23 protein-coding genes are annotated in these 25573 nt (G+C 35.4%); 7 read left to right on the top strand and 16 right to left on the bottom strand.

The genetic code is table 11. The features are described 5' to 3' along the window. Positions 1 to 10: 10 nt before the first annotated feature. The gene (locus BLS98_RS02390; RefSeq protein WP_089733233.1) at positions 11 to 886 is read left to right on the top strand and encodes a LysR family transcriptional regulator; all 876 of its coding nucleotides are present in this window, start codon (positions 11 to 13) and stop codon (positions 884 to 886) included. A gap of 385 nt (positions 887 to 1271) precedes the next feature. Further along, the gene (locus BLS98_RS02385; protein ID WP_089733230.1) at positions 1272 to 2207 is read left to right on the top strand and encodes a YeiH family protein; all 936 of its coding nucleotides are present in this window, start codon (positions 1272 to 1274) and stop codon (positions 2205 to 2207) included. Between the two features lie 80 nt (positions 2208 to 2287). On the opposite strand, the gene BLS98_RS23165 is transcribed toward BLS98_RS02385, so the two are convergent. From BLS98_RS23165 to BLS98_RS02350, 8 genes are all read right to left on the bottom strand, one after another. Next, complete coding sequence (locus tag BLS98_RS23165) at positions 2288 to 2461, bottom strand: hypothetical protein (RefSeq protein ID WP_167356157.1); 174 nt, start codon at positions 2459 to 2461, stop codon at positions 2288 to 2290. A gap of 170 nt (positions 2462 to 2631) precedes the next feature. Further along, positions 2632 to 3873, bottom strand: coding sequence for an MFS transporter (locus BLS98_RS02380; protein WP_089733228.1), 1242 nt, complete (start codon positions 3871 to 3873; stop codon positions 2632 to 2634). A gap of 73 nt (positions 3874 to 3946) precedes the next feature. Next, positions 3947 to 5512, bottom strand: a complete 1566-nt coding sequence (rny, locus tag BLS98_RS02375; RefSeq protein WP_181575127.1) for a ribonuclease Y — start codon at positions 5510 to 5512, stop codon at positions 3947 to 3949. Positions 5513 to 5744: 232 nt separating this feature from the next. After that, a complete protein-coding gene (locus BLS98_RS02370; RefSeq protein ID WP_089733225.1) occupies positions 5745 to 6032 on the bottom strand; it encodes a cell division protein ZapA in 288 nt (95 codons plus the stop codon). Then, the gene (locus tag BLS98_RS02365) at positions 6032 to 6334 is read right to left on the bottom strand and encodes a hypothetical protein (RefSeq protein WP_089733223.1); all 303 of its coding nucleotides are present in this window, start codon (positions 6332 to 6334) and stop codon (positions 6032 to 6034) included. The genes BLS98_RS02370 and BLS98_RS02365 overlap by 1 nt, the downstream gene beginning before the upstream one ends. A gap of 139 nt (positions 6335 to 6473) precedes the next feature. Then, complete coding sequence (porT, locus tag BLS98_RS02360; protein WP_089733222.1) at positions 6474 to 7259, bottom strand: type IX secretion/gliding motility protein PorT/SprT; 786 nt, start codon at positions 7257 to 7259, stop codon at positions 6474 to 6476. Positions 7260 to 7262: 3 nt separating this feature from the next. Next, positions 7263 to 7994, bottom strand: coding sequence for a bifunctional demethylmenaquinone methyltransferase/2-methoxy-6-polyprenyl-1,4-benzoquinol methylase UbiE (gene ubiE, locus BLS98_RS02355; RefSeq protein ID WP_045495173.1), 732 nt, complete (start codon positions 7992 to 7994; stop codon positions 7263 to 7265). 3 nt (positions 7995 to 7997) lie between these two features. After that, entirely contained in the window at positions 7998 to 8567 is a 570-nt protein-coding gene (locus BLS98_RS02350; protein ID WP_089733220.1) for a hypothetical protein, read from the bottom strand. A 101-nt stretch (positions 8568 to 8668) separates the two neighbouring features. Here BLS98_RS02350 and BLS98_RS02345 point away from each other — a divergent pair, with 101 nt between their 5' ends. After that, a complete protein-coding gene (locus BLS98_RS02345) occupies positions 8669 to 9736 on the top strand; it encodes a 3-oxoacyl-ACP synthase III family protein (RefSeq protein ID WP_089733218.1) in 1068 nt (355 codons plus the stop codon). Positions 9737 to 9805: 69 nt separating this feature from the next. Then, positions 9806 to 11011: a metallophosphoesterase gene (locus BLS98_RS02340; RefSeq protein ID WP_089733215.1), complete on the top strand. Its 1206-nt coding sequence runs from the start codon at positions 9806 to 9808 to the stop codon at positions 11009 to 11011. Between the two features lie 118 nt (positions 11012 to 11129). On the opposite strand, the gene BLS98_RS02335 is transcribed toward BLS98_RS02340, so the two are convergent. Together BLS98_RS02335 and BLS98_RS02330 are read right to left on the bottom strand one after the other, a co-directional pair. Further along, positions 11130 to 11882 (bottom strand): polysaccharide deacetylase family protein, encoded by a 753-nt coding sequence (locus BLS98_RS02335; protein WP_089733212.1) that lies wholly within the window; start codon positions 11880 to 11882, stop codon positions 11130 to 11132. An 84-nt stretch (positions 11883 to 11966) separates the two neighbouring features. Further along, positions 11967 to 12932 (bottom strand): NAD-dependent epimerase/dehydratase family protein, encoded by a 966-nt coding sequence (locus BLS98_RS02330; protein ID WP_089733210.1) that lies wholly within the window; start codon positions 12930 to 12932, stop codon positions 11967 to 11969. A gap of 342 nt (positions 12933 to 13274) precedes the next feature. On the opposite strand from BLS98_RS02330, the gene ggt reads away from it, so the two are divergent. From ggt to BLS98_RS02315, 3 genes are all read left to right on the top strand, one after another. Beyond that, positions 13275 to 14963 carry a gamma-glutamyltransferase gene (gene ggt / locus BLS98_RS02325; RefSeq protein WP_089733208.1) on the top strand — a complete coding sequence of 563 codons (1689 nt, stop codon included), beginning with the start codon at positions 13275 to 13277 and terminating at the stop codon, positions 14961 to 14963. A gap of 188 nt (positions 14964 to 15151) precedes the next feature. Beyond that, the gene (locus BLS98_RS02320; protein WP_089733205.1) at positions 15152 to 16432 is read left to right on the top strand and encodes a dicarboxylate/amino acid:cation symporter; all 1281 of its coding nucleotides are present in this window, start codon (positions 15152 to 15154) and stop codon (positions 16430 to 16432) included. Positions 16433 to 16437: 5 nt separating this feature from the next. Further along, on the top strand, positions 16438 to 16941 hold the full coding sequence (locus BLS98_RS02315; protein WP_089733202.1) for a hypothetical protein: 504 nt from the start codon (positions 16438 to 16440) through the stop codon (positions 16939 to 16941). Positions 16942 to 16949: 8 nt separating this feature from the next. On the opposite strand, the gene BLS98_RS02310 is transcribed toward BLS98_RS02315, so the two are convergent. The 6 genes from BLS98_RS02310 to gyrB form a co-directional block, all read right to left on the bottom strand. After that, positions 16950 to 17801 (bottom strand): diacylglycerol/lipid kinase family protein, encoded by an 852-nt coding sequence (locus tag BLS98_RS02310; RefSeq protein WP_089733198.1) that lies wholly within the window; start codon positions 17799 to 17801, stop codon positions 16950 to 16952. A 44-nt stretch (positions 17802 to 17845) separates the two neighbouring features. Continuing rightward, positions 17846 to 18673, bottom strand: a complete 828-nt coding sequence (locus tag BLS98_RS02305) for an RsiV family protein (RefSeq protein ID WP_089733196.1) — start codon at positions 18671 to 18673, stop codon at positions 17846 to 17848. A gap of 101 nt (positions 18674 to 18774) precedes the next feature. Beyond that, the gene (locus tag BLS98_RS02300; protein WP_089733193.1) at positions 18775 to 20706 is read right to left on the bottom strand and encodes a DUF3857 domain-containing protein; all 1932 of its coding nucleotides are present in this window, start codon (positions 20704 to 20706) and stop codon (positions 18775 to 18777) included. Positions 20707 to 20709: 3 nt separating this feature from the next. Continuing rightward, entirely contained in the window at positions 20710 to 22602 is a 1893-nt protein-coding gene (locus tag BLS98_RS02295) for a DUF3857 domain-containing transglutaminase family protein (protein ID WP_089733191.1), read from the bottom strand. A 482-nt stretch (positions 22603 to 23084) separates the two neighbouring features. After that, positions 23085 to 23507 (bottom strand): DUF5684 domain-containing protein, encoded by a 423-nt coding sequence (locus BLS98_RS02290; RefSeq protein ID WP_089733189.1) that lies wholly within the window; start codon positions 23505 to 23507, stop codon positions 23085 to 23087. An 82-nt stretch (positions 23508 to 23589) separates the two neighbouring features. Next, positions 23590 to 25524, bottom strand: coding sequence for a DNA topoisomerase (ATP-hydrolyzing) subunit B (gene gyrB, locus BLS98_RS02285; RefSeq protein ID WP_089733188.1), 1935 nt, complete (start codon positions 25522 to 25524; stop codon positions 23590 to 23592). Positions 25525 to 25573 lie beyond the last annotated feature (49 nt).

The raw sequence follows: 25573 nt of genomic DNA, 5'->3' as shown, positions 1-25573 counted from the left end.
TTTTTGCGCTATGTTCGATTACAGGTTAAAAGTTTTCCATACCGTAGCTTCAAGATTAAGTTTTACCAAAGCTTCTGAAGAGCTTCATATTTCGCAGCCGGCAGTTACCAAACACATCAAAGAAATTGAAATGCAGTTAAGCACTAAATTATTTGACAGAAAAGGGACCTCCATACAACTGACACAAAGCGGAAAAATCCTGTATGAATATGCTGAAAAGGTTAGAAATATCTACCGTGATCTGGAATTTGAAATCAGCCAGATTAATCAGCAGCATAAAGGAAAACTTATTATTGGAGCCAGCACCACTGTTGCCCAATACATTTTACCTGAAATATTAGCCAAGTTCAACGCTTACTATAAAGACATTAAAATAGAGCTTCTTACAGGAAATACTGAAGCCATTTCATCCCTTTTAAAAGAAGAAAAGATAGATCTTGGTATCATTGAAGGAGAATCGCAATCTTCTTATTTTGATTACAAGACTTTTAAACCTGATGAAATTGTTCTGGCAGCCAAATCAGATCATCCTTTGGCTCATAAAACACTCAATGTAAAAGACCTGTATCAGCTTAACCTTATTTTCCGTGAACAGGGTTCCGGAACTCTTGAGTTTATACAAAACCGATTGAAGGAGAAGGACATCAATATCAATGAGCTCAATACCGTTATCCAGCTGGGAAGCAGTGAAAGTATTAAAAATTATCTTCTTCATTCGGATTGTATGGCCTTTCTTTCCATCAGCACTATTTTGAATGAATTGAAAAATAACATTCTTACTGTTATTGACATTAAAAACTTTAGCATTGAAAGAGATTTTCATTTTATTCTTCCCAAAGGAGAGCAATCTGAACTGATAGAGTTGTTTTTGAGGTTTGCAGAGTAGTTTTTGTGGTGCACAATCTGTTAATTAAGCAAAAACGTCATTGCAATATCAGATGTTTCAAATTGATTAAGGATAGATTATTTTAGGTTTTGGCTAAAGCCAATGGATTTTTTAATTTATTTGATTGGCCGGGCTAAAGCCCGCCCCTATTGATATGGATATACGCATGGATATATGCACGGATAATAGTTGTTTAACGACAAGATCTTTTATCTTTTATCTTTTATCTTTTATCTTTTATCTTTTATCTTTTATCTTTTATCTTTTATCTTTTATCTTTTATCTTTTATCTTTTATAACTTATAGTTATCCATCATAACAAAATACGATTTACTTTATAATAACATATTACCGAATTTTGAACCAGATTTTAAAAGTTCACAATATGAAAGATTTCATTCAAAATCAAAGAACACGCAAAGTAATTTTTATTGGACTAGCTGTTTTATGTCTTACTCCATTCATTTCGTCTCCCGTTGCCCTGACATTAGGTTTTGCCTTGGCTGTTTTTATGGGAAACCCATTTGAAAAACATTTACATCAATATATTCATCTGTTGCTGCAGATTTCCATTGTTGGATTAGGATTTGGGTTAAAGCTGGATGAAGCCCTTCATGCGGGAAAAACAGGATTAATGTTGACTGTTGTAAGTATTATCAGTGTAATGGTCTTGGGATATTTTCTAGGGAAGATCTTTAAGCTTGAAAGACCACTATCTTATCTTCTGTCTGCCGGAACTGCCATTTGTGGGGGAAGTGCCATTGCTGCTGTTTCTCCTATCATCAAACCCAGTACAAAGCAAATTTCTTTAGCATTAGCGATTGTTTTTACATTAAACTCTATTGCATTGTTTGTTTATCCTGCTATCGGACATCTCTTGAATCTTTCCCAGGAACAGTTTGGGCTATGGTGTGCGATTGGAATTCATGATACAAGCTCTGTGGTAGGTGCTGCCAGCAAATATGGTAATGAGGCTTTAAAAATTGCAACCACGGTTAAGTTGGCGCGTGCTTTATGGATTATCCCTGTTTCCATTATTACCATGTTCATTTTTAAAAGCAAAGATTCAAAAATTAAAATTCCGTGGTTTATCGGATATTTCATTCTGGCCATTCTACTGAACACTTATTTTCCTTTTATGGATCAATTTAGTACTGCCATTACCTCATTTGCTAAATCCGGGCTGAATTTGACTCTATTTTTTATTGGATCTACCCTTTCTATCCAAACTTTAAAATCAATAGGTTTTAAACCCTTACTTACCGCTGTATTACTTTGGGTAACCATTAGTATTGGAAGCTTACTTTATATTATTCACTAAAAACAGCAGCACCCTTCTGAAAATCAGGAGGGTGCTGCCTATTAAATGTGGAAATGTTTATTTCATACTTCAATAATTTCTTATACCTGTCCACAAGTATAAACCTGCAGGCAGCCCATATATAGAGAGCAATACTCTGGGCCTGTAACAGCACCTGAACAGCTGCATCCACAAAGAGATAAATCCGGCTTACCGCTTACTCCTCCTGTAATACTTTTAAGATCTTGTTTTTTTAGCTTTTTAGCATTTTTCATGTTATTAGGTTTTGATTAAACGTATAGTTTTAGTTACTACCCAAAGTTAAACAAATATTAATTATCTGCAACAAAATCACATTAAAATCTTGATAATTTGTTGATTTAAATACAATTATACTATTAAAAAACAATACAACCCAACTCTTATTTATTAAACAAATTTAAATTCACTCTGTAAACTCAAGGTCTTTATTATGGGTTTCCGAGATTGTAAGTGAAGAATAAAATGCCAGCCCAAATACCACGACACCTACAATAGCAGCACTTACTATTACGGAAAAATTACCTTTAAGGGAATCAAAAGCCAGAATCATCACAGGAACCAATCCTCTTACCATATTCGGAACAGTAGTAGTTGCTGTATTTCTGATATTGGTTCCAAACTGCTCTGCTGCAAGAGTTACAAACATGGCCCAATATCCGGTACCAAAGCCCAGCCATACACAGAATAAATAGTACTTCATTTCTGTATTGGTATTTCCAAACAACATCATTCCTACTCCAACCAGTGTGAAGAGTAACATATAAAAGATCGCCATTTTACGTGATTTCAAAGCATGGGAAATAAAACCACTCATCAGATCTCCTACAGAAATACCTACATAAGCCCACATAATTGCTTTTCCGGGACTGATATCCTTAATTCCGAATTCAGGTGCAAATTGATTAGCTAAAACAGCCAGAATCCCAATACAATACCAGGTAGGCAATCCTACTGCAATACATTTTAAATATCGTATCAACCTGTCTTTATTGGTGAAAAAGGATATAAAATTTCCCTTAGAAACATTTTTATGTTCAATATTCTTATAAATTCCGGATTCTGAAACACTGATTCTCAGTAATAATAAAAGAATCCCCATTATTCCGCCAATGATGTAAGAGATATTCCATCCTCCGGCTAATTCTACGGTTAATTGGGCCACTACAGCTCCCATTAATCCAAAACCGGCAACTACTGAAGTACCAATAGCTCTTAAATTCTTCGGTAGACTCTCAGAAACCAGTGTAATTCCCGCTCCAAGCTCTCCGGCAAGACCTATTCCCGCAATAAACCTTAAACCAGCGTATTGATACACTAAATGCTCTTTTGGAAAATAAGGTAAAAAGCCACAGGCAATATTCGCCAGAGAATACACCAGAATAGAGCCAAAGAGCACGGAAAGTCTTCCTTTTTTATCTCCGAAGATTCCCCAGAATACTCCACCGATAAGAAGCCCTACCATCTGGCAATTCAGGATAAAAGTTCCGTCAGCATCCGGATTAAGCCCCAGGGCTTTCAGACTGGGAATCCTTACGATCCCAAACAGGAGAAGATCATAGATATCTACGAAATAGCCAAGGGCTGATATAATAACAGGAATAGAGAAAATATACTTCAGTTTTGAAGACAGTGATAGTTCTTGCATTGTTAAGTTTTGATAAAAATAAAAAACCTTTCAATTTCTTGAAAGGTTTTTATAAAATATCTTGTTCCGATTATTATCTTGCAATATTCACGGCTCTTGTTTCTCTGATTACTGTTACTTTCACCTGTCCAGGGTAAGTAAGTTCGTTCTGGATCTTTTCAGAGATATCGTAAGACAGTTGAGAAGCTACTTCGTCATTCACTTTTCCACTTTCTACCATTACTCTTAATTCTCTACCTGCCTGAATTGCATAAGCGCTAGATACTCCATCGAAGCTTAATGCTGCAGATTCAAGATCTTTCAGTCTCTGGATGTAAGATTCCAATACTTGTCTTCTTGCTCCTGGTCTAGCTCCTGAGATTGCATCAGCTACCTGAATGATTGGAGATAATAGAGACTTCATTTCAATTTCGTCGTGGTGAGCACCAATAGCATTTACTACTTCTGGATTTTCACCGTATTTCTCAGCCCACTGCATTCCTAAAAGTGCGTGTGGTAATTCTGATTCCTGTTCAGGAACTTTACCGATATCGTGTAAAAGACCTGCTCTCTTAGCTAACTTAACGTTTAATCCTAATTCAGCAGCCATTGTTGCAGCGATGTTAGCTACTTCTCTTGAGTGCTGTAATAGGTTTTGTCCGTAAGAAGAACGGTATTTCATTCTACCGACGATCTTGATTAATTCAGGGTGTAATCCGTGGATTCCTAAATCGATGATCGTTCTCTTTCCTACTTCAATGATCTCCTCTTCAATTTGTTTTCTTGTTTTTTCAACAACTTCTTCAATTCTTGCCGGGTGAATTCTACCATCGGTAACCAATCTGTGAAGGGATAGTCTTGCAATCTCTCTTCTTACCGGATCGAAACATGAAAGAAGAATAGCTTCCGGGGTATCGTCAACGATGATCTCAACTCCTGTTACTGCTTCTAAAGCACGGATATTTCTACCTTCTCTACCAATGATTCTACCTTTTACTTCGTCAGATTCAATGTTGAATACCGATACTGAATTCTCGATAGCCTGTTCGGTTCCGATTCTCTGAATTGTTTGGATAACAATTTTTCTTGCTTCGTTCTTAGCGTTCATCTGAGCTTCCTCCATGATACCCTGAACGTGTGCCTGAGCTCTTGTCTTCGCTTCAGCTTTCATGGTTTCTACCAATTCTGCTTTAGCTTCATCAGCAGTGTAATTAGAGATTTTTTCAAGTATTTCTACTTTTTTAGCGGTTGCTATATCTAATTCCTGTTGCTTTTTGTCTAAAATTTCGTTCTTCTTAGAATAATCAGCAATCTGTTTGTCTAAATCTTTTTCAAGTTTTCCAATCTTACTAAGTTCATCATTAAACTTATGTTCCTTGTCTTTAGTCCTTTTTTCAACTTCCTGCATTTTCTTTTCGCGGGACTGGATATCAGCATCATGCTGTGACTTCAATTCAAGGAATTTTTCTTTAGCTTGAAGATTCTTTTCTTTCTTTATGGATTCAGCCTGTACGTTGGCTTTTTCTATAAGGTTTTCGGCGTTTTTCTTGGCATCATCCATAATAAATTTTGCCTTAGTATTCAGAGAACTTTTGGAGAAAATAATTCCCACGGCAGCCCCGATTACTAAACATACAACACCGACTATAACTTCTATCATAATGTATATTGAGTTTTAATTGTATTCATATCCTTTAAAAATAAAAAAAGCCTACAATAATCCAGAGATTGAGAGTAAACTCCTAATCAACACGATTTGAACTGATTTCCACTGTCTGTAATCCGGAAGACCGGCACGCCATTCGATGGACATTTGTTCGGTAATTGTTTAGCGTTGAGTTTACCTTTAATGTGTTAGAATTATTGTAGGCAGCTTGTTCAGGAAAAAAAATCTATTTCCCGATTTCATTCAACGATTGATTAATCTGTTCTAATCTTTCGTTGGTTGAATTAATATTTTTCTCGTAGTTAAGAGAAACTACTTCTGCATTGGTTCCCAATTTCAGGGCACACATTGCCAAAGCATCTTGTTTATCTCTTACATCGAAGTTCTGTTCAAAATCTTTAATCATATTCTCTATCTGCTTCCCTACCTTACGCAAAGTTTCTTCCTCTGCTGCCGGTACGTTCAGCGGATACACTCTTCCTGCAATGTTTACGGTTATTCTCCTTACCTCCATTATAATCCACTGTTTTGAAGCTGAGCAATACAGAAATCAATTTCTTTTACCAATCTGTTGATATGGTTTTTCATTAACCTATTGTGTTCAGGATTCCCTGATATTGCTGAATAAAGCTTTATATTTTTTTGTTCTTCTGCTAATACCTGATTTCTTTTTCTTTCCTCATCGTACTTCTTCTTCAATTCTTCATGCTCAAAACTTAATTCAGCCAAATTTTCGGTAAGATTCTTATAGTTCTTTTGCAGAGTCGAAATTTTTCTCTCTAATTCTGAAAAATTGTTTTCTAAATCTTGAAGCATTCCAGGTTTGTATATTCTAACTAGAAGCAAAAATAAAAAAATATTAACACTAACAAAAATAAATAGTCGTATATTTTGATCTGTCAACAAAAAAGGAGATGCAAAAGCATCTCCTGAGTATTTTTAATATGATAATTTCTTATTCAAATTTCAGTACAAACATTATCGCTCTGGTCTGTAATGTAGATACAGCAGAAGCCCAATAAGGAGGTGTAGTAGCATTATCAGCCACTTTTTCATTATTCATAAAGAATGTTCCTCTGATGGCAGGGGTCAGTTTAAATTTGTTGAAATAAAACTGAATTCCCATTTCTGCAGACCATGCAAAATTGTGGGTAGTAGTTCTGAAGATCTGTTGCATGTTGTCATCCGTAGAACTGGAATTAGACTGTAGGTTCACTACATAATTTACCCCAGCTGCAACATATGGTCTTGAGTTATACCATCTTCTTCCGTGAAGTTCCAAAAGTACCGGAATGTCAACCAATGTAGATTTAATATCCCTTACTTTATCTTTTTCCTGTAAAGGGATTGGCGTAAAAGGAGGATTAGTTACAGATCCACCTGCATACACATCATTGGATTGAGTATTAAAAGTCAGCTGTCTTTGTGCAAACTGCAGCCCCGGCTCTACTCTTACATCCAGATAATCATTCAGTCTCCATTTTGCAATAAGCCCGGCACCAAAGCTGTAACTTTCTTTAGTACTGGTAACAAGATTCTGATTATCTTTCATCCCATAGGTTGGATGTAATACGATTCGGTAGCCAAGTTTATTCCCGTTCAAATAAAAACCCCAACTGAATTTCTGCTCGTCGAAATCTTCCAACTTGTCCATTCTGTTTCGGGTTCTAAATTGCGCGTTTGCAAAAACGGCAACATTTACTGAGGTTAAAACCAGTGCTTTTAATAGAAATTTATTCATAGGTTACTTTGTTGCTTTATAAATTGTGGCTATACCCAAACTTAATTTTTTATATTCAACTTTCTTAAATCCCGTATCTAAAAGAATTTGCTTCATCTTCTCCCCGAAAGGAAAAGCATTTACAGAATCCGGAAGGTATGTATACGCCCTATTATCTTTGGAAACCAGTTTACCTATAGCAGGTAATATATTTTTGAAATAAAACATATAAAATGGCCCCATGAAACCCTCAACCTTTGAAAACTCCAGTATATAAACACTCTTGTTATCTTTAACTACTCTTCTTAACTCTGCCAAACCTTTGGGAAGGTTCTCAAAATTCCTTACTCCAAATGCAACGGAAACAGCATCAAATCTATTGTCCTCGAAAGGTAAATTTTCTGCATCTCCTTTTTGCATGGAAATTTTGCCGTCTAATTTAAGTTTTTTTATTTTAATAACGCCAACATTGAGCATTTGTTGTGATAAATCTAAACCAACTACTTTTGAACCGGTTCCTTTTTCGATCGTAATTGCGAGATCTCCCGTTCCTGTAGCCACATCCAGCACTTCCTGCGGGTTATCATTTTTCATCCATTTTACCAATTTATTTCGCCATAAAACATCAATTTTCATGGATAAAACATGGTTCAAAAGGTCATACTTCGGCGCAATATTGTCGAACATATCCTCTACCTGGCTCTTCTTAGTAGCCTCAGAATTGTAGGGAGTAACTTTAGTGATATCTTTTGTCAAAACTTAAAACTTGTAATATTCTTTATAATAATTTAGGAAATCCTGCTTTCTGAAGACCTTTGATCTTGATTCCACTTGTTGGACATTCTTGATCACTTTGTCATAATCTTCATCTACATTGTAATAAAAATCTTCTGTGTAAAGCTTGTTGAAACGCTTTGCTCCTCCGTAGTAGTCCTTTCCGTCAATAACGGTTTTATCAAGAGCCGTTAATAACGAATCTTTTTTAAGGTTATACCCGTAGTACTGGTCATTCACGTAGTAATCCTGATGTGTAATATTGAGCAGACCACGAAGTTTGTTTACTTCAAATGCTGAATCGTAAAGCATTTTTTTATTCTGATCGAAAACCTGAATAGAGTTTTTTCCCTTATTCAAATCCACATGCACATACTGCCCCGATGATATAACTGCTTCAGAACCGTTATTGATTTTAAAGTAATACGTGTTGGGGGTAGGATTATCTACAACATAATAATTCTTCTTGGCTAAAAAAAGGAAGTAGATCCCAAAGGCAACGATAAACGCCACACCTGCAATAAGTAAGCCTTTTAAGGATGGGTTGTTTTTCATAGATTGTAAAGTACAATTTTTGCAAATTTAATAATATTTTTAATTCTCCGTTATTAATATTAATTATTAACTTTGCATCTTTAAAAAAATCATATAAACGAATGCCGAATACGATCATTATTGGCTCTGGATGTTACATTCCGAACAGAGTTGTTGGTAGAGATTACTTCATGAATTCCGAGTTCTACACAGAAGACGGAGTAAAGATTGAAAAGCCTGTGGAAGAGACCATTGCGAAGTTTGTAGAAATTACAGAAATCGAAAACAGGAGATTTATTGAAGATGATCTTTCCAATTCACAGATCGGTTATGAAGCCGCAAAAATTGCCCTTGAGGATGCAAAAGTAGACGGCGAAGAACTGGATTATATTATTTACGCGAGTAATTTCGGGGAAGTTACTGAGAACGGATACGCAGACTTTATGCCAACAATGGCAGCAAGAGTTAAGAACAAATTGGGAATTAAAAACAGAAAATGTGTAACGTATGACATGATTTTCGGTTGCCCGGGATGGGTAGAAGGTATGATTTTAGCAGACAACCTGATTAAAGCTAAAGTTGCCAAAACTATTCTTGTTATTGGAGCTGAAACATTAAGCCGAGTAACTGATCCATATGACAGAAACAGAATGATCTTTGCTGATGGTGCCGGAGCTGTAATCGTAAAGGCAACAGATGAGGAAAATGTAGGAATCATTGCTCACAATACGATCTGCGACAACGGTCCTGAACTGAACTATCTTGAAAATCAACCATCCATCAATAAAGAAGCAGATCAAAAACGTCTTTATGTAAGAATGTTAGGTAGAAAAATCTACGAATACGCTCTTAAAAACGTTCCTGTTGCTATTAAAGACACCATTACTGACGCTGGTCTTTCTATTGAAGATATCGACAAAATTCTTATCCACCAGGCTAATGCTAAAATGGATTATGCTATGATTGAAAGACTTCACAGACTTTATGATGTGAAAGAGTACGATCATGCAATCTCCCCTATGACAATCCAAAACCTTGGAAATACGTCTGTTGCAACAATTCCTACCATGTATGATTTAATAATTAAAGGAAAAATGGAAGGTCATTCGTTTAAAGAGAATGGTAACATTGTTATGACTTCGGTTGGTGCCGGAATGAACATCAATGCTATCGTTTACAGATTTCCTTAAAAATATTTAATTAACAAAAAAAATATAAAAGCACAGGGAAGTTATTCTTTGTGCTTTTTTTATCAGAACATGCAAAAGAATCTTTTAATTATCGCTGGAATCTTCCTGTTTTTGGAAGTGTATATTTATCAGGCTATCAGAACGCTTACCGATAATTCCTGGATCAGGATCGGATACTGGGTGATATCGTTAGCTGTGTATGGAATTTTCGCCTACGAAGTCTCCCATTTCCAAAGATCAGACAGAAGTACGGCAAGGGCTCAGATCATGATTTCATTGTTTTTGATTTTTATTCTTCCAAAAATCTTCGTGGTTCTGTTTTTATTAATTGATGATATTATCAGAGCCGGAGGCTATTTAATAGGCTTTGCCAAACCCTCGGAAAATTTCTTTCCGGAGAGAAGGAAGTTTCTGAGTCTGGTGGGACTTGGAATGAGCGGAGTCCTTTCAGCTCTTTTCATAGACGGAATTACGTTTGGAAAATACAGACATAAGGTAAGAAGGGTAAGAGTAAATTTCACCAATCTTCCGAAAAGCTTTAAAGGTTATAAAATCATCCAGATATCGGATGTTCACAGCGGAAGCTTTGCTGACCCAAATAAATTACAACACGCAGTGGATCTGATTAACGAGCAGAAACCAGACCTTGTCCTATTCACAGGAGACATGGTGAACAACGTAGCAGATGAGTTCAAACCTTTCATTCCTTTATTCTCCAAAATTCAGGCTAAAGACGGTAAGTTTGCAGTATTAGGAAACCACGATTACGGAGATTATGTAACCTGGGATTCTCCTGAAGCCAAGAAAAAAAACCTTGATACTCTGATTGATTACGAAAAGCAAGCAGGATTTGACATGTTAAGAAATGAACACAGAGTCATTGAAAAGAACGGAGAAAAATTATACATTCTTGGAGTTGAAAACTGGGGATTAAAACCATTTCCTCAGTTCGGAAAAATTGACAACGCTTTAAAAGGAGTTCCAGAATCCGCAACAAAGATCCTAATGAGTCATGATCCTACTCACTTTGATTATGTAGTAAAAAAGCACCCTGGAAACATCCATTTGACCCTTTCCGGTCATACGCACGGAATGCAATTCGGTTTGGATCTTAAAAACATAAAATGGTCGCCGGTTCAGTATCGCTATCCAAAATGGGCCGATCTTTATGAAAGCGAAGGAAAACTATTGTATGTCAACAGAGGGTTTGGAGTATTGGGATATCCGGGAAGAGTTGGGGTATTGCCAGAGATTACTCTTTTTGAACTAAGCTAATTTTGAGTTCAAGATTTAAGGTTTAAGGTTTAAGGTTTAAGGTTGGAAGTTAAAAATTGAATATTGGTTACTGTAACAAATACCATCTCTCTATTCCCTGCAACCTAACACCTACAACCTAAAAAATATAATCTTTCATACGGGAAGTGGCCATGTCCTTCTCGTTAAGAAAAGTAAGGAGGGCATCTAATTTGTCCTCCATTTTTTTGCCCGAAAATAAGCTCCGGTAAAAAGGAATATCAAAACGGTATTTTTTGAAATCTGTAAACTGCCATGCATCAAGGTAGATCAGAACAAATTCTTCATTCTGTAAGGTTTCCAACACCATGTTCTGATAATACTTCATGGGCAGAATCTGAAATACAAAATCATTGTAAGGCAACTGGCTGTAAGGAGAGATACTTTCCGGCACAATGCTCAATCCATCTTCTTCTGTAATTTCAGTATCTCTTTTCAGACGTTTGAACGGAAAAAGGATATTGGCATTGTCGATATTGGAGACATAATTAAACTCCAAAAGCTTCAGACTTTCCTGCGGAATTTTCACATCTTTCTGACGAATTCCCCTGATCTGTTTTTCTAAAAGTTCCTGAATATTCTTCTTGGCATTTTCAAGTTCTTCAAGATTTGAGTCTCGATTATAAAAAGCAATTTCATGCCCTTTGGATGAAATTGCTTTTATAAGATTCTGCAGTTTTTCAGTGAGAGAAACCTCTACAAAAAAACTTGCTTTTGTATCATGAATATCTAAAATTCTGAGAATCGCTTTTGTATTCTCCTCTGTAATTTTTAATCTTTCATCACTGGTAATCTGAGAGCCGTTTTTTGTTCCAGCCTCAATATTTGTAATGTTGAAAGTCAATAATATCATTTAAATTAAATTTTAGATAACAGTTATAATAAATTAAAAATCAGATGTTAAAACAACACTTAATTAAAGTATTACTTTACATAATTAATTCTTAGCTAATTTTACTTTCAGATTCTTAATCATGTCTTTCGTCATTTCAGAAATTCCGAAATCATAAGTCAGTCCCCAATCTTTTTTAGCTACAGTATCATCAATAGAAGCTGGCCACGAATCTGCAATTGCCTGTCTGAAATCCGGGTTATAATCAATGCTGAAATCCGGGATTTCTTTCTTGATTTCTTCTGCCAATTCTTTTGGAGTAAATGACATTCCTCCTAAATTATAAGATGAACGAATAGTTACATTTTCCTTTGGCGCGTCCATTAATTTCAGAGTGGCATTGATGGCATCATCCATATACAACATCGGCATTCCGGTATCCTCGGAAATGAAACTTGTATACTTACCTTCTTCAATTGCTTTATAGAAAATCTCAACAGCATAGTCAGTTGTTCCACCACCTGCCGGAGTCTTCCAAGAGATCAATCCAGGATATCTGATACTTCTTACATCCACTCCATATTTGTCGAAATAATATTCGCACCACTTCTCTCCTGCCATCTTAGAGATTCCGTAAACAGTTGTTGGGTTCAGTACTACATCCTGTCCTACCTCATGCTTTGGAATTCCTTTTCCAAACACCGCGATAGAACTTGGCCAGAAGATCTTTTTAAGAAGCCCTTCTTTAGCCATTTCACAAAAATGAAGAAGAGGTTCAAGATTCAGTTTCCACGCAAAAATAGGCTGCTTTTCTGAAGTTCCTGATAAAAGAGACGCCAAGTGATACACTGTAGTAATATCATAATCCTTAACGATCTGTCTCACTAATTGAGTATTGGTAACATCCATTCTCTCATAGTGACCTGCAGAGGTAATTCCTTCCTGCCATCTGTCCAAACCAGAAGCAACAACATTTTCTGCTCCGTGAATTTCAACAAGTCTATTGGTAAGCTCGGTGCCGATTTGTCCCAAAGCACCTGTAATCAGTATTCTTTCCGTATAGGATTCCATTTTTTAGATTTTTTTAGAATTGTACAAAAGTAAAAAAAACATGTCAACCATAATAATAAAGGTGTATTTAAAATATTTTTCCCAATTGCTGTGAAAATCATTTAACCTGAATTCTGATAAAAGTGGGAAGCCTGAAGTTGGAAGAAGGAAGTTATTAAAGTCTTAGAAGTACTGAAAATCCAAGTGTATTACCTATTGAACAAACTTATATTAGCAATAAGACCAATAGAAACTTCCAGCTTCCTTCTTCCAACTTCCTAACCTCTCTACCCTACTTTCTTAGCTCCAAACTAAAGTTATTGATCTAATTTCTATATTTTTGTTATAAGAAAAACAATCAGTATGAAGAAGATCTTAATTGCGTCGATTATATTAGCCAGCCAGCTTAGCTGGGCTCAGTTTACAGATATCAATATTGTAAAGGAGGTAAAGGTTAAGAAAAAAGGTGTGGTAGTATCTGCACATCCATTAGCCAGTGAAGCGGGAGCGAAGATCCTGCGAATGGGAGGAAATGCTTATGATGCCATTACAGCAACTCAATATGCATTAGCCGTAGTCTATCCACAGGCAGGAAACATTGGCGGCGGCGGATTCTTAGTAGGTGTAAAAAATAATGGTGAAAAATTCACGCTGGATTACAGAGAAACTGCTCCTAAAAAGGCTTCCAGAGATATGTATCTCGATAAAAACGGAAAAGCTAACACAGACTTATCTCAAAACGGACGTCTGGCAGTAGGTATTCCGGGAAGTGTGGCTGGATTCTTTGCTACGCTGAAATACTGCAAACTTCCGATGGAGAAGATCATTCAGCCTGCTATTGATCTTGCTGAACAAGGATTTGCTATTACGGAACAAGAAGCTGAGATGCTTAACAATAATACGGAACATTTTAAGAAACATAATAAATCAGCCATCGTTTTTGTAAAGGATACTCCATGGAAAGCAGGAGATCTTTTAATACAGAAAGATCTGGCAGAGACTTTAAAACTAATCCAAAAACTGGGTGCAAAAGGATTCTATGAAGGTAAAACAGCGGATCTTCTGATCGCTGAAATGAAAAGAGGGAACGGAATCATTACTTTGGAAGATCTTAAAAACTATAAGGTTGCAGAAAGAAAAGCCCTGGAATTTGAATACAAAGGAAACAATGTAGTTTCAATGCCTTTACCTTCCAGCGGCGGGTTGCTTCTTGCTCAAATGTTGAGAATGGCCAGCTTTGAAAACCTTGAAAAGTACCAACTGAATTCAACACAAGCTGTTCAGATTATGACAGAAGCAGAAAGAAGAGCTTTTGCAGACAGAGCAGAATATATGGGAGATCCGGATTTTATTCAGGATAAAACTACTTATCTGATTTCTGACGAATACTTAAAAGGAAGATGGAAAAGCTTCAGTTTTGATAAGGCTACCCCAAGTTCAGAAGTAGGAAAAATCATAGAACAGCCTAAAGAATCTACTCAAACCACTCACATCTCTGTTCTTGATAAGGATGGAAACGCTGCCTCTGTAACCACTACTCTAAATGGATATTACGGAAGTAAGGTTCTGGTTTCCGGAGCCGGTTTCTTTTTAAATAATGAAATGGATGATTTCTCCATCAAACCAGGAGTTCCGAATATGTTTGGAGCGGTAGGCGGAGAAGCAAATTCCATTCAGCCGAATAAAAGGATGCTTTCTTCCATGACGCCTACCATTCTGCTTAAAAATGGAAAACCTTATATGGTAGTGGGAACTCCTGGAGGAACTACAATTCCGACTTCTGTATATCAATCTATTGTCAATGTGGTTGATTTTAAGCAAAACGCTAACATTGCGGTAAATGCTCCTAAATTCCATCATCAGTGGCTTCCGGAAACTATAAAAGTGGAAAACAACTTCCCGGAAAGTACTATTGCTGAACTGAAAAAGAAAAACTACACCTTTGAAAAAGTAAAACAAATTGGAAAAACAGAAGTGATTGTCCTTGATGAAAACGGAAACATTCATGCCGTTGCAGACGGACGTGGAGATGATTCTGTAGCAGTAGAATAAATATTTCTTTATCAATAACATAACTTCGGCTTCATTCTATAGGCAATTTTGTCTGCAAAGAATGAAGCCGAAGTCTTTTTTCCACCCCCTATCAAGCGATATGCATTAGATTAATTTTCATGACTTTTGTCAGTTTTTTAGATAAAATTTCTTAATTTTCGCCCTTAAAAAAACAAAACGACTGTTCATTGAAAGCAAAAAAAATATACAATCAGCTTTATATTCAGGTGATCATCGCAATTAGTGCAGGTGTTTTACTGGGAAACTTCTATCCTGAATTGGGAGAAAAAATGAAACCATTAGGAGATGGCTTTATCAAATTGGTAAAAATGATTATTGCTCCGGTTATTTTCATCACACTTACCCTAGGAATTGCCCACATGACCGATCTTAAGAAAGTGGGAAGAATTGCCATAAAAGCCATGATCTATTTCTTTACCTTCTCTACTCTGGCCCTTATCATTGGTCTCGTGGTTGGAAATCTTTTACAGCCTGGGCATGGTTTGAATATTGATCCGGCAACGCTTTCAGGAAATGTATCAGAGTATCAGGAAAAGGCTCACGAATCTACGCTTACAGGGTTTATTATGAATATTATTCCAGAAACGCTCTTTAGCCCTTTGGTAGGTGATAATATTCTTCAGGTACTTCTTGTTGCTATTTTAATGGGTGTTGCCTTGGTTTTAACAAAGGAAAAAAGCCAGAAAGTAACTGATTTTCTTCAGGATCTTTCTGCTCCGATATTCAAAATTGTTCATATTCTGATGAAATTAGCACCCGTCGGTGCTTTTGGAGCAATGGCCTTTACCATAGGAAAATATGGGCTTCATTCTGTTTTGAATCTTATATTTTTGGTAGCTACATTCTATATCACATCTATTCTTTTTGTTGTTTTGGTCTTAGGAGCTGTGGCATGGTATAACGGATTCAACATTTTTAAGCTGTTATTTTATCTTAAAGAAGAACTTCTTTTGGTACTAGGAACAAGTTCATCAGAATCTGCCCTTCCGGGAATCATGGAAAAAATGGAAAAAGCAGGCTGCTCCCGAACCATTGTAGGCCTTGTGGTTCCTACGGGGTATTCTTTTAATCTTGATGGTACCAATATTTATATGACGCTTGCCTCTTTGTTTATCGCTCAGGCTCTCAATATCCATCTTCCTATTGAAAAACAACTGATGCTTCTTTTGGTAGCCATGTTAAGTTCCAAAGGTGCAGCTGGAGTTACCGGTGCAGGTTTTGTGACGTTGGCAGCCACTTTAGCTGTGGTTCCGGAAATTCCAATTGCCGGAATGACATTAATTCTTGGAATTGATAAATTCATGAGTGAATGCAGAGCTCTTACCAATGTGATAGGAAACTCTGTAGCTACGGTAGTGGTTGCTAATTGGGAAAAACAATTAGATAAGGAGCAGTTACAGTATTGTCTGGATAATCCTTATGAAATTGAAAAGCACCTGGAGGGTTAATCTTTATGAAAAAGATATATAGAATTCAGATTTTATTTACCTTACTTACATTAGTTCCTTATTTTGGAAAATCTCAGATTAATGATGGTAATATTCGATTAAAAGTTTTACAAAAAAAATTAATTGGAAAAGAATTAATTTTTGGAAAATGGAATGAAAAAGGAGGAATGGAAACACGCTTAACCTATTTGGGAGCTGTAAAAACAAATCAAGGAAAAATCTTTAAAATCATAAATTCTGTATGGGTTTGGGGCTTATCTCAAAGAGCGACAAACAGAATTTTAATTTTTAATGAAAAGAATCAGTATGTCGGAAATTATTATTTGACTTTAACCACCTATTTACCCACCAAATTAAAAAATGGAGTTTTAATCTTTCAAAATACAGATATCAGTTGCAACCAAAATACAATTACAAGAGTTAACCTAAAAAATGGGTTGCCTCAAGAATTCTTTAGAAAATGTAAAAATGATTTTGGTGATATTTACGGGTTTGATGGAACAAACTAAATAACACTTTACACTAAAATATTCAAACTTGCCGGCTGTACTTTCACATGAACTGGTGATTCTATCTTATTGAATTCACCATCAAGATGCCAGTTTTTGGTATTTACTTTAAATGAGATTTCTGAAACTGGAAGATAAGTTACATACTCGTCATCCTTTAATCTTTTAGTGAACATTCTGAAAGCAAACAACGCAGAATAGGTTAGAGGAAATTTTTTAACCAACACCATGTCTACCAATCCATCGCTTTTGCTTGCTTTGGGTGCGATATAGGCATTATTCCCGAACTGACGGGTATTAGCAACATTAAGCATCAGGTATCTGCCGTTGTACTGCTTATATTCCTCATCAAAAAAGGTAACCTTAATCGGTCTGTAGTTAAAGAAGGTCTTCAATGAAACTTTGATATAGTTTTTGAAACCCCGACTCGTTTTTTCAAACTCTTTAACTACTTTTCCGTCAAATCCTGTTCCTGAAACGTTGATAGAAAGTCTGTCGTTGACTGTAAAAGTATCGATTTTTCTGGATTGCTTAGCTTTAATTTTCTCTAAAAGTTCATCCAGGTTTTTACTGAAACGGGTTTCATTCGAGAATCCATTTCCTGATCCTGCAGGAAAAATGGCTAGTATTTTATCTGTAGAAATCAGATTCTTGGCTACGGTAGAAATGGTTCCATCTCCTCCTATAGCCACAAAAATATCTACTTCATCAAAATGCGTTTTGATAAATTCGTCTGTTCCCGGAATAGATTCGGAGACATAATACAAAGGATTACCAACCTTATTTTTAAGTTCATTCAAAAACGGCTGATAATTCTTTTTGGCCGAAAAAGGATTGATGATAAAAGCTACTTTTTCCATTACCGCAAAAATAGAAAATGCTTCCTGAACCCGGAAGCATTAAGTTATTTAATTTTCATTCTTTCTTTAAATTCTTCATTTAATGTGCCTTTCAACTCTTCCCATGAAATAGGAATGATGATATCTCCTGCTGCAAATGCTGCAATTTCATATGGACTGTAATGAAAATACAGGTTTTTCTCATCAAAATAAAAGTTGTTTGAAGCCGGAATCTTTTCTACCAGTAACATTTCTGAATTTTTTACACTTCCATCATCATCCATTGTTCCGCTATTAATGTTATTGATATTTTTCATCAACATCTCTTCAAGCTTAGCTTTTGGAGTGGAAGTAATATCTTTTAGCTCTAATTTTTTATTGTTTTTAAGGTCAAAAATTCTTTCCGAAAACCCATAATTATCATGTGCCCCGCCTTCATATCCACTTCCTGTATACTGAATATGCATATAGCCATTCATATTAGACACAAGATTCATGTGTGAACTTGAGTACCAATCCTGTGCATAAGTAATATCTGAAGCCCAATCTTTATTATCTTTTTTTACAGAATTGAAATAATTATTTTTTTCAGTTTCCAGATAAGCCTGCAGGCCAGTCTTAGAAAAGTCTTTTATTTTATCATTCTGAAAATAGATGCTGTCTAAAAGTTTTTTATCATTAATCGTAGGGAATACCAACAGTTTGGAAGTATAATTAAGCTTTAAGGAATCCGTAATTTTTGTTGAATCTTTTATTAATACTGAGTCTACTACAAATTCTTCAGACTTTTTATTTTCCGTTTTCTCCGTTGATGTTGCTGCTGTTTCATTTTTCTTACAGGCAGTAAACACAAAGAATGAGGAAAGAGCAAGAACGGCAACCGTATTTTTCATAATTTCAATTTTGGGTATTCAATACAAAAACCATTCAAAAGATGAATGGTTTTAAAAATTTATTCAAAAAAAATAATATTACGGTTACAAACAGCTTACCATTATTTCTTTATTAAGCTGATCACCTGATTTTCATGCTTGGATGCTACTCCCCAAATTTGCTTGAATACGGGATAGTATTCTTTAGGATAATCGGCGCTGGCAACTTTAGTAGTGGAAGTTATTTCCAGTTTATTTCCTTTTTGTTCAAACATATAACTGTATTCTATCTGTTTGTCATCAGTTACAATTTTTTTATTTTTTGGTAATTCCTCAATTGTATAACCTTCAGGAATTTCCAAGGTTACTTTTTTTATCTTTGTAGTAGGTGCACCAAAATCAATAGGATACTTTCGAGCTTCTGTTTGGTCAAACTCATTAGAAGTCTTGCTTAAAAATAACATTGGATTGATGATTAGCTTCTTTCCTACTCTATCTATTAAATTGGATGATGAAAACTTCATTGTACTTTCAAACGCACCATTATCTAATACTTTTGAATCAATTCCTGTAAAATCTATAGAATAATTTTCTTTATACTGCTTTTTATATTTTTCAGGATTTTCATCATAGCTATCTTTTACATACATGGCAAATGTTCCTGTATCTTTGTCGGAATAAGATCCGGAGATACTGCCATCATCATTAAGCTTTGCATCCACTGTCAGAAATGTACTGCTTTTCTTCATATTCTGCAGCTGAATCTGTACAGCTTTCGTTTTAGTTAGCAAAATCCCAAACTGATTCCAGTCTCTCAGAGGAAGTTCATCCATAGAAGACTGTTTTGAGGTAGCATCATAAGTATGATAATTCCCACTTATATCTACAGTTGCCAGCACATTATTCATGTTAGAGACATTAGGTGAAGCCAAATTGATCAATCCATTATCAACCGTAGAGATAACCATCGGATCTGCTTTTAGCCCTGCCTCACGGAGAAGCATTACAAGAAAAAGATTAATTTCCGCAGAGTTTCCTGTTTTAGTCTCCAGCATCTTTTTAATTCCATCATCAGTGTAAATTCCCCGTCTTTTATTCCATGTAAATGTTTTTTGAACATAAGAAAATATAGCATTGGCTTTTTCCAGGTCGCTTTTCATAGTCATCACCCCTGCAGGCATATTATCTTTAGCCAATCTTGTTTTCTTTAATTCATCACCAAAACCCTCACTTTCATAAAGACTTTTACTGATCTGATCCCATGAAGAAGAGTACAGCTTAAGCTCTCTAAAATAGGTAGAGTGAAGCTCTCCACTTATTTTTGTTCGAAAGTTTCTGTCATTTCTCACAAACTTTTCCGTTTTGAACCCTTTTACATTTTCGTAACCAAACCTGTAAACTTTGTATTGGCCACTAGCAAAACTCTTCTCATCCACCATTCTATATTTAGGTGCCAATGCGCCTGTATAATTTATATTATATGAAACACTGATTGGAGCATCAAAAACATATTCTGTATAAAGAGATGGGATATTCGTCTCAATTAAAATCTCCGGAATCATGTATATAAATGGCGATAATATTTCATACTGATATTCCAGTACTGAGCCATTCTTCACATTAGGAAAGGCAAACTTATTGACATTTACATATTTACTTTCCTGACTTTTATATTGTGAACTTTTCTCAACTTTTAAAGGAACTGTTTTTCCATTTTCCAGATTGTAGGTAAAAGCCTTGAATTTCCCCAATGTTTCCCTAGATCCACCCGACTCATAAAGAGGTATTTCCAAATTCAGCCAATCTTCAGCTTTATCTTTGTCGTAGATTTTTATTCTGTAAAAATATTTTTTAGAAAATTCTCCTGAGCCAGCATCCACCATAAAATGCACAGATCTATACAAAATTTCTGCCGGTGCATTTTCATCTATTAATGATTTAGGCTTAGAAAGATCCGCGTCAGAAAATTTAGGCGGATCTAAAAACTCATGTTTCTGAGCTTTAATCATCATTACATTTGCTGAGCATACCAGCAGCAATATTATTTTTTTCATCTTTTATATTTTTGTGATCAAAATTTTTGAGTTATCCATGTTTATGATCTTTTTCCTGAACCCTATATAATCATTGTATTTCTCTTTGGGAAAAGTTCCTTTGTTGATCAGCATTTTTCGGGTCACTTTTATTCCATCATTATTTTTAACAAAACTTAGCTTATAATTTCCAAATTCGGAGTTTATATTGACATCATCAGGGGTTTCATCGGTTTTATAACCTTTAGGTATGATAAAACTGATTTCATATTCATCCTCAAAAGATTGTCTCACCTCAAAAGGAAGCTCGCGGTTTTCATCTGCTTTATAAACACCATCTGAAGAAATAGGGACAGCTCTGAAAATGAGACTATTCCCTGCATTCTTGCAATAATTATGGGTTTTAAAATCTAAATCATAGGTAATGACAGCTTTATCTTTATCATTGACAAAGTTTTTCATCTCAACTTTTTCAAAGTTTAAAACCTCTAACCTTTTTTTAATGGCATCATTCTTTTCTTTCGGGCTAAGGTTTACAAATCCAAGGCTATTATCATATTGACTTCCTGTATAGAAAAAATTCCCTTCGCCTGTAATACTGTTATCCTCGCCTATTTTTATTTTCAGATTTTGTTTTTCTTTATTCTGATCTGCTGAATATACCGGAGTATTAATCAGTTCTATTCCGCTTTTCTTTACAGAAAGTACATTCCTATCTGTGGTACTATATCCTAAATGGTTAAATGCAATCTGCTGTGAAGTATTTTCGAGCCAGATATTTCCGTTTTCTGTAGGTACCATTAAAATAGCATGGTTTCCACCCATTTTAGGAAAGTCCGGATCAAAAGAAACCTGAGAAAGTCCTGAATTGATAACACAATAATAAGAAGGGATTCCTGCTTCATTCAATAGGGTTTTCATATAATTGGTAAGACCTTTACAGTCTCCATATCCCTTTTTATGTACTTCATCCGGCATCATGGGTAGCCAGCCGCCAATTCCCAGTCCTACATATATATATCTGGTTTTGGTCTGCATATACTGATAAATCTTCTTTACTTTTTCTTCTACCGAGCCCTGAAGCTGTAAAGCTGCAACTTCAGCCTTAATATCAGGAGTTGATACTGCTACAGGCTCAACAAGGTTGTTATAATACCAAGTACCGAAGTCTTTCCAGTTATTCAATGTTCCCTGTTTTCCAGCCAGGTTGAACTTGGTAAGGGCAAAACTTACTTTAGGCAAAATTTTAACAGTTTCCGGAATCATTGCAATCTCATCAACTGCCGGAACATTATTATAAGAATACGTTTTTTCATTTCCGTTTCCTCCTTCAACTACTGAGGTATAATTATACTTTGACGGATAAATTTTGGTTCGAAGCTCAATTCCTGAGGTATTGATAATTTTCATCTGAGCTTCTTCCAGAGAGGTATTGGTAGAATAAAATGGCACAAAATCAGGAATAAAAATGGTGTTTTTATCTTCAGACTCATACGAGAAATCAATGGTATAAGGATATTGCGTTGAACTATAGAATAAAACCATCACCCTGTTATCAGAATAAAATACCCCTTGTGTATTATTGGCAAAATCACTAAAGTCTGATTTTGAATAACTCTTTATCTTCTTACCAAATTCATCATAGATGGTAACCTTTACATTAGAAATACTTTTTGCTTTATCATAAGGAATATAAGCTATTGCTTTTTCACTTCCATCTTTATTTAAAACTGTAGTAACGGTATTGTATTGGTATTTTATTTCATCAACTTTATTAATCTTAACTGTTGTTAGATTTTTTCTGATGATTGCATTAGCATTTTTCTTTAAGTTTTCTGGAATTGAAGATGCCGGATAGATTTGGGCGAAATACATTGAGGCGGTAGACAGGGCCCCAAGAAATAATATTTTCATCATGTTTATTATAATGGGGTAAAAATAATAAAATCTTAATAATTGTTAAAAAAAATAGCAAAAAAATAACCCCACAAAAAAAAAAAACCAATAATCATTTAATTATCAGGGTATTATGAAAATAAAATCTCTCGAAATGATGAAATAAAGAGGCTCCACATGGTGGAGCCTCTACTAATACTTAAAAAAGCACTATCCTAAATCTACCTTAAATAAGGTTGTAAATAATCAAAAGTTATTTATATACAAACAGAAATGACGTTTTGAATGTATATTCCTTTATAATCATTTAAGATTAATTTTTAAATATGAAATGGTCAACTTCATATTGTCTGCGTTTCCAAATTTAGGATAAATAGCGATTCACATAATTCAATATTTGTAGAATTAATATTACAAAAGACTACAATTAATACTATATTTCAATATCTATCAAATAAAAAAGACTTCATTTCTGAAGTCTCTATTTTTCTTTTGTTATTTAATTAATCGTTCGGTATTCTTTTACTGTCGTAGGTATCACTTCCAAGTCCAAGTACTGGAATAAAAATAAATCCAAAGAAAAACAGTAAAATTGTGTAAAGAGGGGTTTCCTTTGCAAAACCTTTAGCCAATCTCTCGTTGACTACCCATGCAGCATAAAGGTTCACAAATGGAATTAAGAATAGGATAATCCACCATATTGGTTTTTTAACAATATCCAGCATAACAATAGCATTGTAGATAGGAACGAAAGCTGCCCACGCATCTTCTCTACCTGCCTTTTTAAAGATTTTGAACATACAATACCCGTAAAACAGATATACCAGTAAGCTCATGAACATCGTTCCAATCCCTAATCCTGCAGCGGCTGCACCAGAAACCGCATCCGCCCCATTGTAGGGGTCTGTTTGTAAAAGAGTTAACATATTATTATTTTTTATTGGTTTCACCAAATATAAAAAAAGCTTCTAAATAATTAGAAGCTTTTTTTTGATATTTTAAAAACGTTTAGGCATCAATCTTTGCATATTTCGCATTTTTCTCGATAAATTCTCTTCTTGGTGGAACTTCATCTCCCATCAACATTGAGAAAACACTGTCTGCCTCTACTGCATTATCAATAGTAACCTGTTTCAGAATTCTGTGTTCAGGGTTAAGAGTTGTTTCCCAAAGCTGCTCTGGATTCATTTCCCCAAGACCTTTGTAACGTTGTACTTCAACTCCTTTTCCGTCCGGAGACATTTCCAGAGTAAATTCTTCACGCTCTTTCTCGTTATAAGCATATATTTTTTTGTTCCCTCTCTTCAATAAATATAAAGGTGGTTGAGCAATATAAATATATCCATTCTCAATAAGTTCCTTCATATATCTGAAGAAGAAAGTAAGAATCAAGGTAGAAATGTGAGATCCATCAATATCAGCATCGGTCATAATTACAATTTTATGGTATCTAAGCTTAACCATATTCAATGCTTTGCTATCTTCTTCTGTTCCTACAGAAACCCCAAGAGCAGTATAAATATTTCTGATCTCTTCGTTATCATATACTTTATGAAGCATAGATTTCTCTACGTTCAAAATTTTACCTCTTAATGGAAGAATCGCCTGGAAGTGTCTGTCACGTCCCTGTTTAGCAGTTCCACCTGCGGAATCTCCCTCTACAAGGAATATTTCTGATTCTGCCGGATCTTTAGATGAACAGTCAGATAGTTTTCCAGGAAGTCCAGAACCTCCCATCGGAGATTTTCTCTGAACCATTTCACGAGCTTTCTTAGCAGCCTGTCTTGCTTTTGCGGCTAGAACAACTTTTTGAACAATAGTCTTCGCTTCATTAGGATTCTCTTCCAAAAAGTTAGTAAGCATCTCCCCTACAATTTTATCTACAGCACCAGAAACTTCAGAATTCCCTAATTTCGTTTTAGTCTGTCCTTCAAACTGAGGTTCCATTACTTTTACAGAAATTACAGCGGTTAATCCTTCACGGAAGTCATCTCCTGTAATTTCTACTTTTTCTTTTGCCGGAAGCCCTAATTCGTCTGCATATTTCTTTAGAGTTCTTGTTAAAGCTCTTCTGAAACCAGCCAAGTGGGTTCCTCCTTCATGAGTGTTGATGTTATTTACATAAGAGTGAAGATTCTCGTTGAAAGAAGTGTTATAACGCATTGCTACTTCTACAGGAATATTATCTCTTTCTCCTTCCATGAAAATTACGTGCTCCATAATAGATTCACGATTTCCATCGATATAAGCAACAAACTCTTTTAACCCTCCTTCAGAATGAAAAATTTCTGATCTGAAAGAACCATCTTCCGCCTTCTCTCTTTCGTCTGTAAGGGTGATGGTAATTCCTTTATTAAGGTAAGAAAGCTCTCTTAAACGGGTTGCTAATGTATCGTAGTTGTAAACTAATTCTGTAAAAATAGTATCATCCGGCTGGAAGAACTGTTTTGTACCTCTTTTATCACTGTTTCCAATCTCTTCTACTCCTGTCTGAGCTTTTCCTTTTGAATATATCTGCTGGTAAACGTTTCCGTCTCTGTAAACAGTAGTGATCATTTCGTTGGAAAGTGCATTCACACACGAAACCCCTACTCCATGAAGACCTCCTGAAACCTTGTAAGAATCTTTATCGAACTTACCTCCGGCTCCAATTTTCGTCATTACAACTTCAAGAGCAGATTTTTGTTCTTTTTCGTGGAAGTCAACCGGAATACCTCTACCGTTATCGCTAACCTCGATTCCGTTTCCTTCTTTAATGGCAACGAATATCGTGTCACAGAATCCTGCCAATGCTTCGTCGATAGAGTTATCTACTACTTCATAAACCAAATGGTGAAGACCTCTTAATCCTACATCACCAATGTACATTGAAGGACGCATACGTACGTGCTCCATTCCTTCCAATGCCTGAATACTACTAGCTGTATATTGTTTTTGACTCATATTAAATATTAAAAATCTTGCTATATGCAAAGACTTACAAATATCGTGA

Source organism: Chryseobacterium jejuense (genome assembly GCF_900100075.1).
In the GTDB taxonomy this organism is placed as follows: Bacteria; Bacteroidota; Bacteroidia; order Flavobacteriales; family Weeksellaceae; genus Chryseobacterium; species Chryseobacterium jejuense.
The sequence above is the reverse complement of the archived record's forward strand: the minus strand, read 5'-3'. Positions and strand labels throughout refer to the sequence as shown.

Excerpts from the sequence above, each read along its gene's own strand:
- BLS98_RS02370 (WP_089733225.1), bottom strand. The coding sequence starts at position 6,032 with ATGGAGGTAAGGAGAATAACCGTAAACATTGCAGGAAGAGTGTATCCG.
- BLS98_RS02385 (WP_089733230.1), top strand. The coding sequence starts at position 1,272 with ATGAAAGATTTCATTCAAAATCAAAGAACACGCAAAGTAATTTTTATT.
- BLS98_RS02300 (WP_089733193.1), bottom strand. The coding sequence starts at position 20,706 with ATGAAAAAAATAATATTGCTGCTGGTATGCTCAGCAAATGTAATGATG.
- gyrB (WP_089733188.1), bottom strand. The coding sequence starts at position 25,524 with ATGAGTCAAAAACAATATACAGCTAGTAGTATTCAGGCATTGGAAGGA.
- BLS98_RS02350 (WP_089733220.1), bottom strand. The coding sequence starts at position 8,567 with ATGAAAAACAACCCATCCTTAAAAGGCTTACTTATTGCAGGTGTGGCG.
- BLS98_RS02345 (WP_089733218.1), top strand. The coding sequence starts at position 8,669 with ATGCCGAATACGATCATTATTGGCTCTGGATGTTACATTCCGAACAGA.
- BLS98_RS02335 (WP_089733212.1), bottom strand. The coding sequence starts at position 11,882 with ATGATATTATTGACTTTCAACATTACAAATATTGAGGCTGGAACAAAA.
- BLS98_RS02340 (WP_089733215.1), top strand. The coding sequence starts at position 9,806 with ATGCAAAAGAATCTTTTAATTATCGCTGGAATCTTCCTGTTTTTGGAA.
- porT (WP_089733222.1), bottom strand. The coding sequence starts at position 7,259 with ATGAATAAATTTCTATTAAAAGCACTGGTTTTAACCTCAGTAAATGTT.
- ggt (WP_089733208.1), top strand. The coding sequence starts at position 13,275 with ATGAAGAAGATCTTAATTGCGTCGATTATATTAGCCAGCCAGCTTAGC.
- BLS98_RS02295 (WP_089733191.1), bottom strand. The coding sequence starts at position 22,602 with ATGATGAAAATATTATTTCTTGGGGCCCTGTCTACCGCCTCAATGTAT.
- BLS98_RS23165 (WP_167356157.1), bottom strand. The coding sequence starts at position 2,461 with ATGAAAAATGCTAAAAAGCTAAAAAAACAAGATCTTAAAAGTATTACA.
- BLS98_RS02310 (WP_089733198.1), bottom strand. The coding sequence starts at position 17,801 with ATGGAAAAAGTAGCTTTTATCATCAATCCTTTTTCGGCCAAAAAGAAT.
- BLS98_RS02315 (WP_089733202.1), top strand. The coding sequence starts at position 16,438 with ATGAAAAAGATATATAGAATTCAGATTTTATTTACCTTACTTACATTA.
- BLS98_RS02290 (WP_089733189.1), bottom strand. The coding sequence starts at position 23,507 with ATGTTAACTCTTTTACAAACAGACCCCTACAATGGGGCGGATGCGGTT.
- BLS98_RS02390 (WP_089733233.1), top strand. The coding sequence starts at position 11 with ATGTTCGATTACAGGTTAAAAGTTTTCCATACCGTAGCTTCAAGATTA.
- BLS98_RS02365 (WP_089733223.1), bottom strand. The coding sequence starts at position 6,334 with ATGCTTCAAGATTTAGAAAACAATTTTTCAGAATTAGAGAGAAAAATT.
- BLS98_RS02380 (WP_089733228.1), bottom strand. The coding sequence starts at position 3,873 with ATGCAAGAACTATCACTGTCTTCAAAACTGAAGTATATTTTCTCTATT.
- rny (WP_181575127.1), bottom strand. The coding sequence starts at position 5,512 with ATGATAGAAGTTATAGTCGGTGTTGTATGTTTAGTAATCGGGGCTGCC.
- BLS98_RS02330 (WP_089733210.1), bottom strand. The coding sequence starts at position 12,932 with ATGGAATCCTATACGGAAAGAATACTGATTACAGGTGCTTTGGGACAA.
- BLS98_RS02305 (WP_089733196.1), bottom strand. The coding sequence starts at position 18,673 with ATGAAAAATACGGTTGCCGTTCTTGCTCTTTCCTCATTCTTTGTGTTT.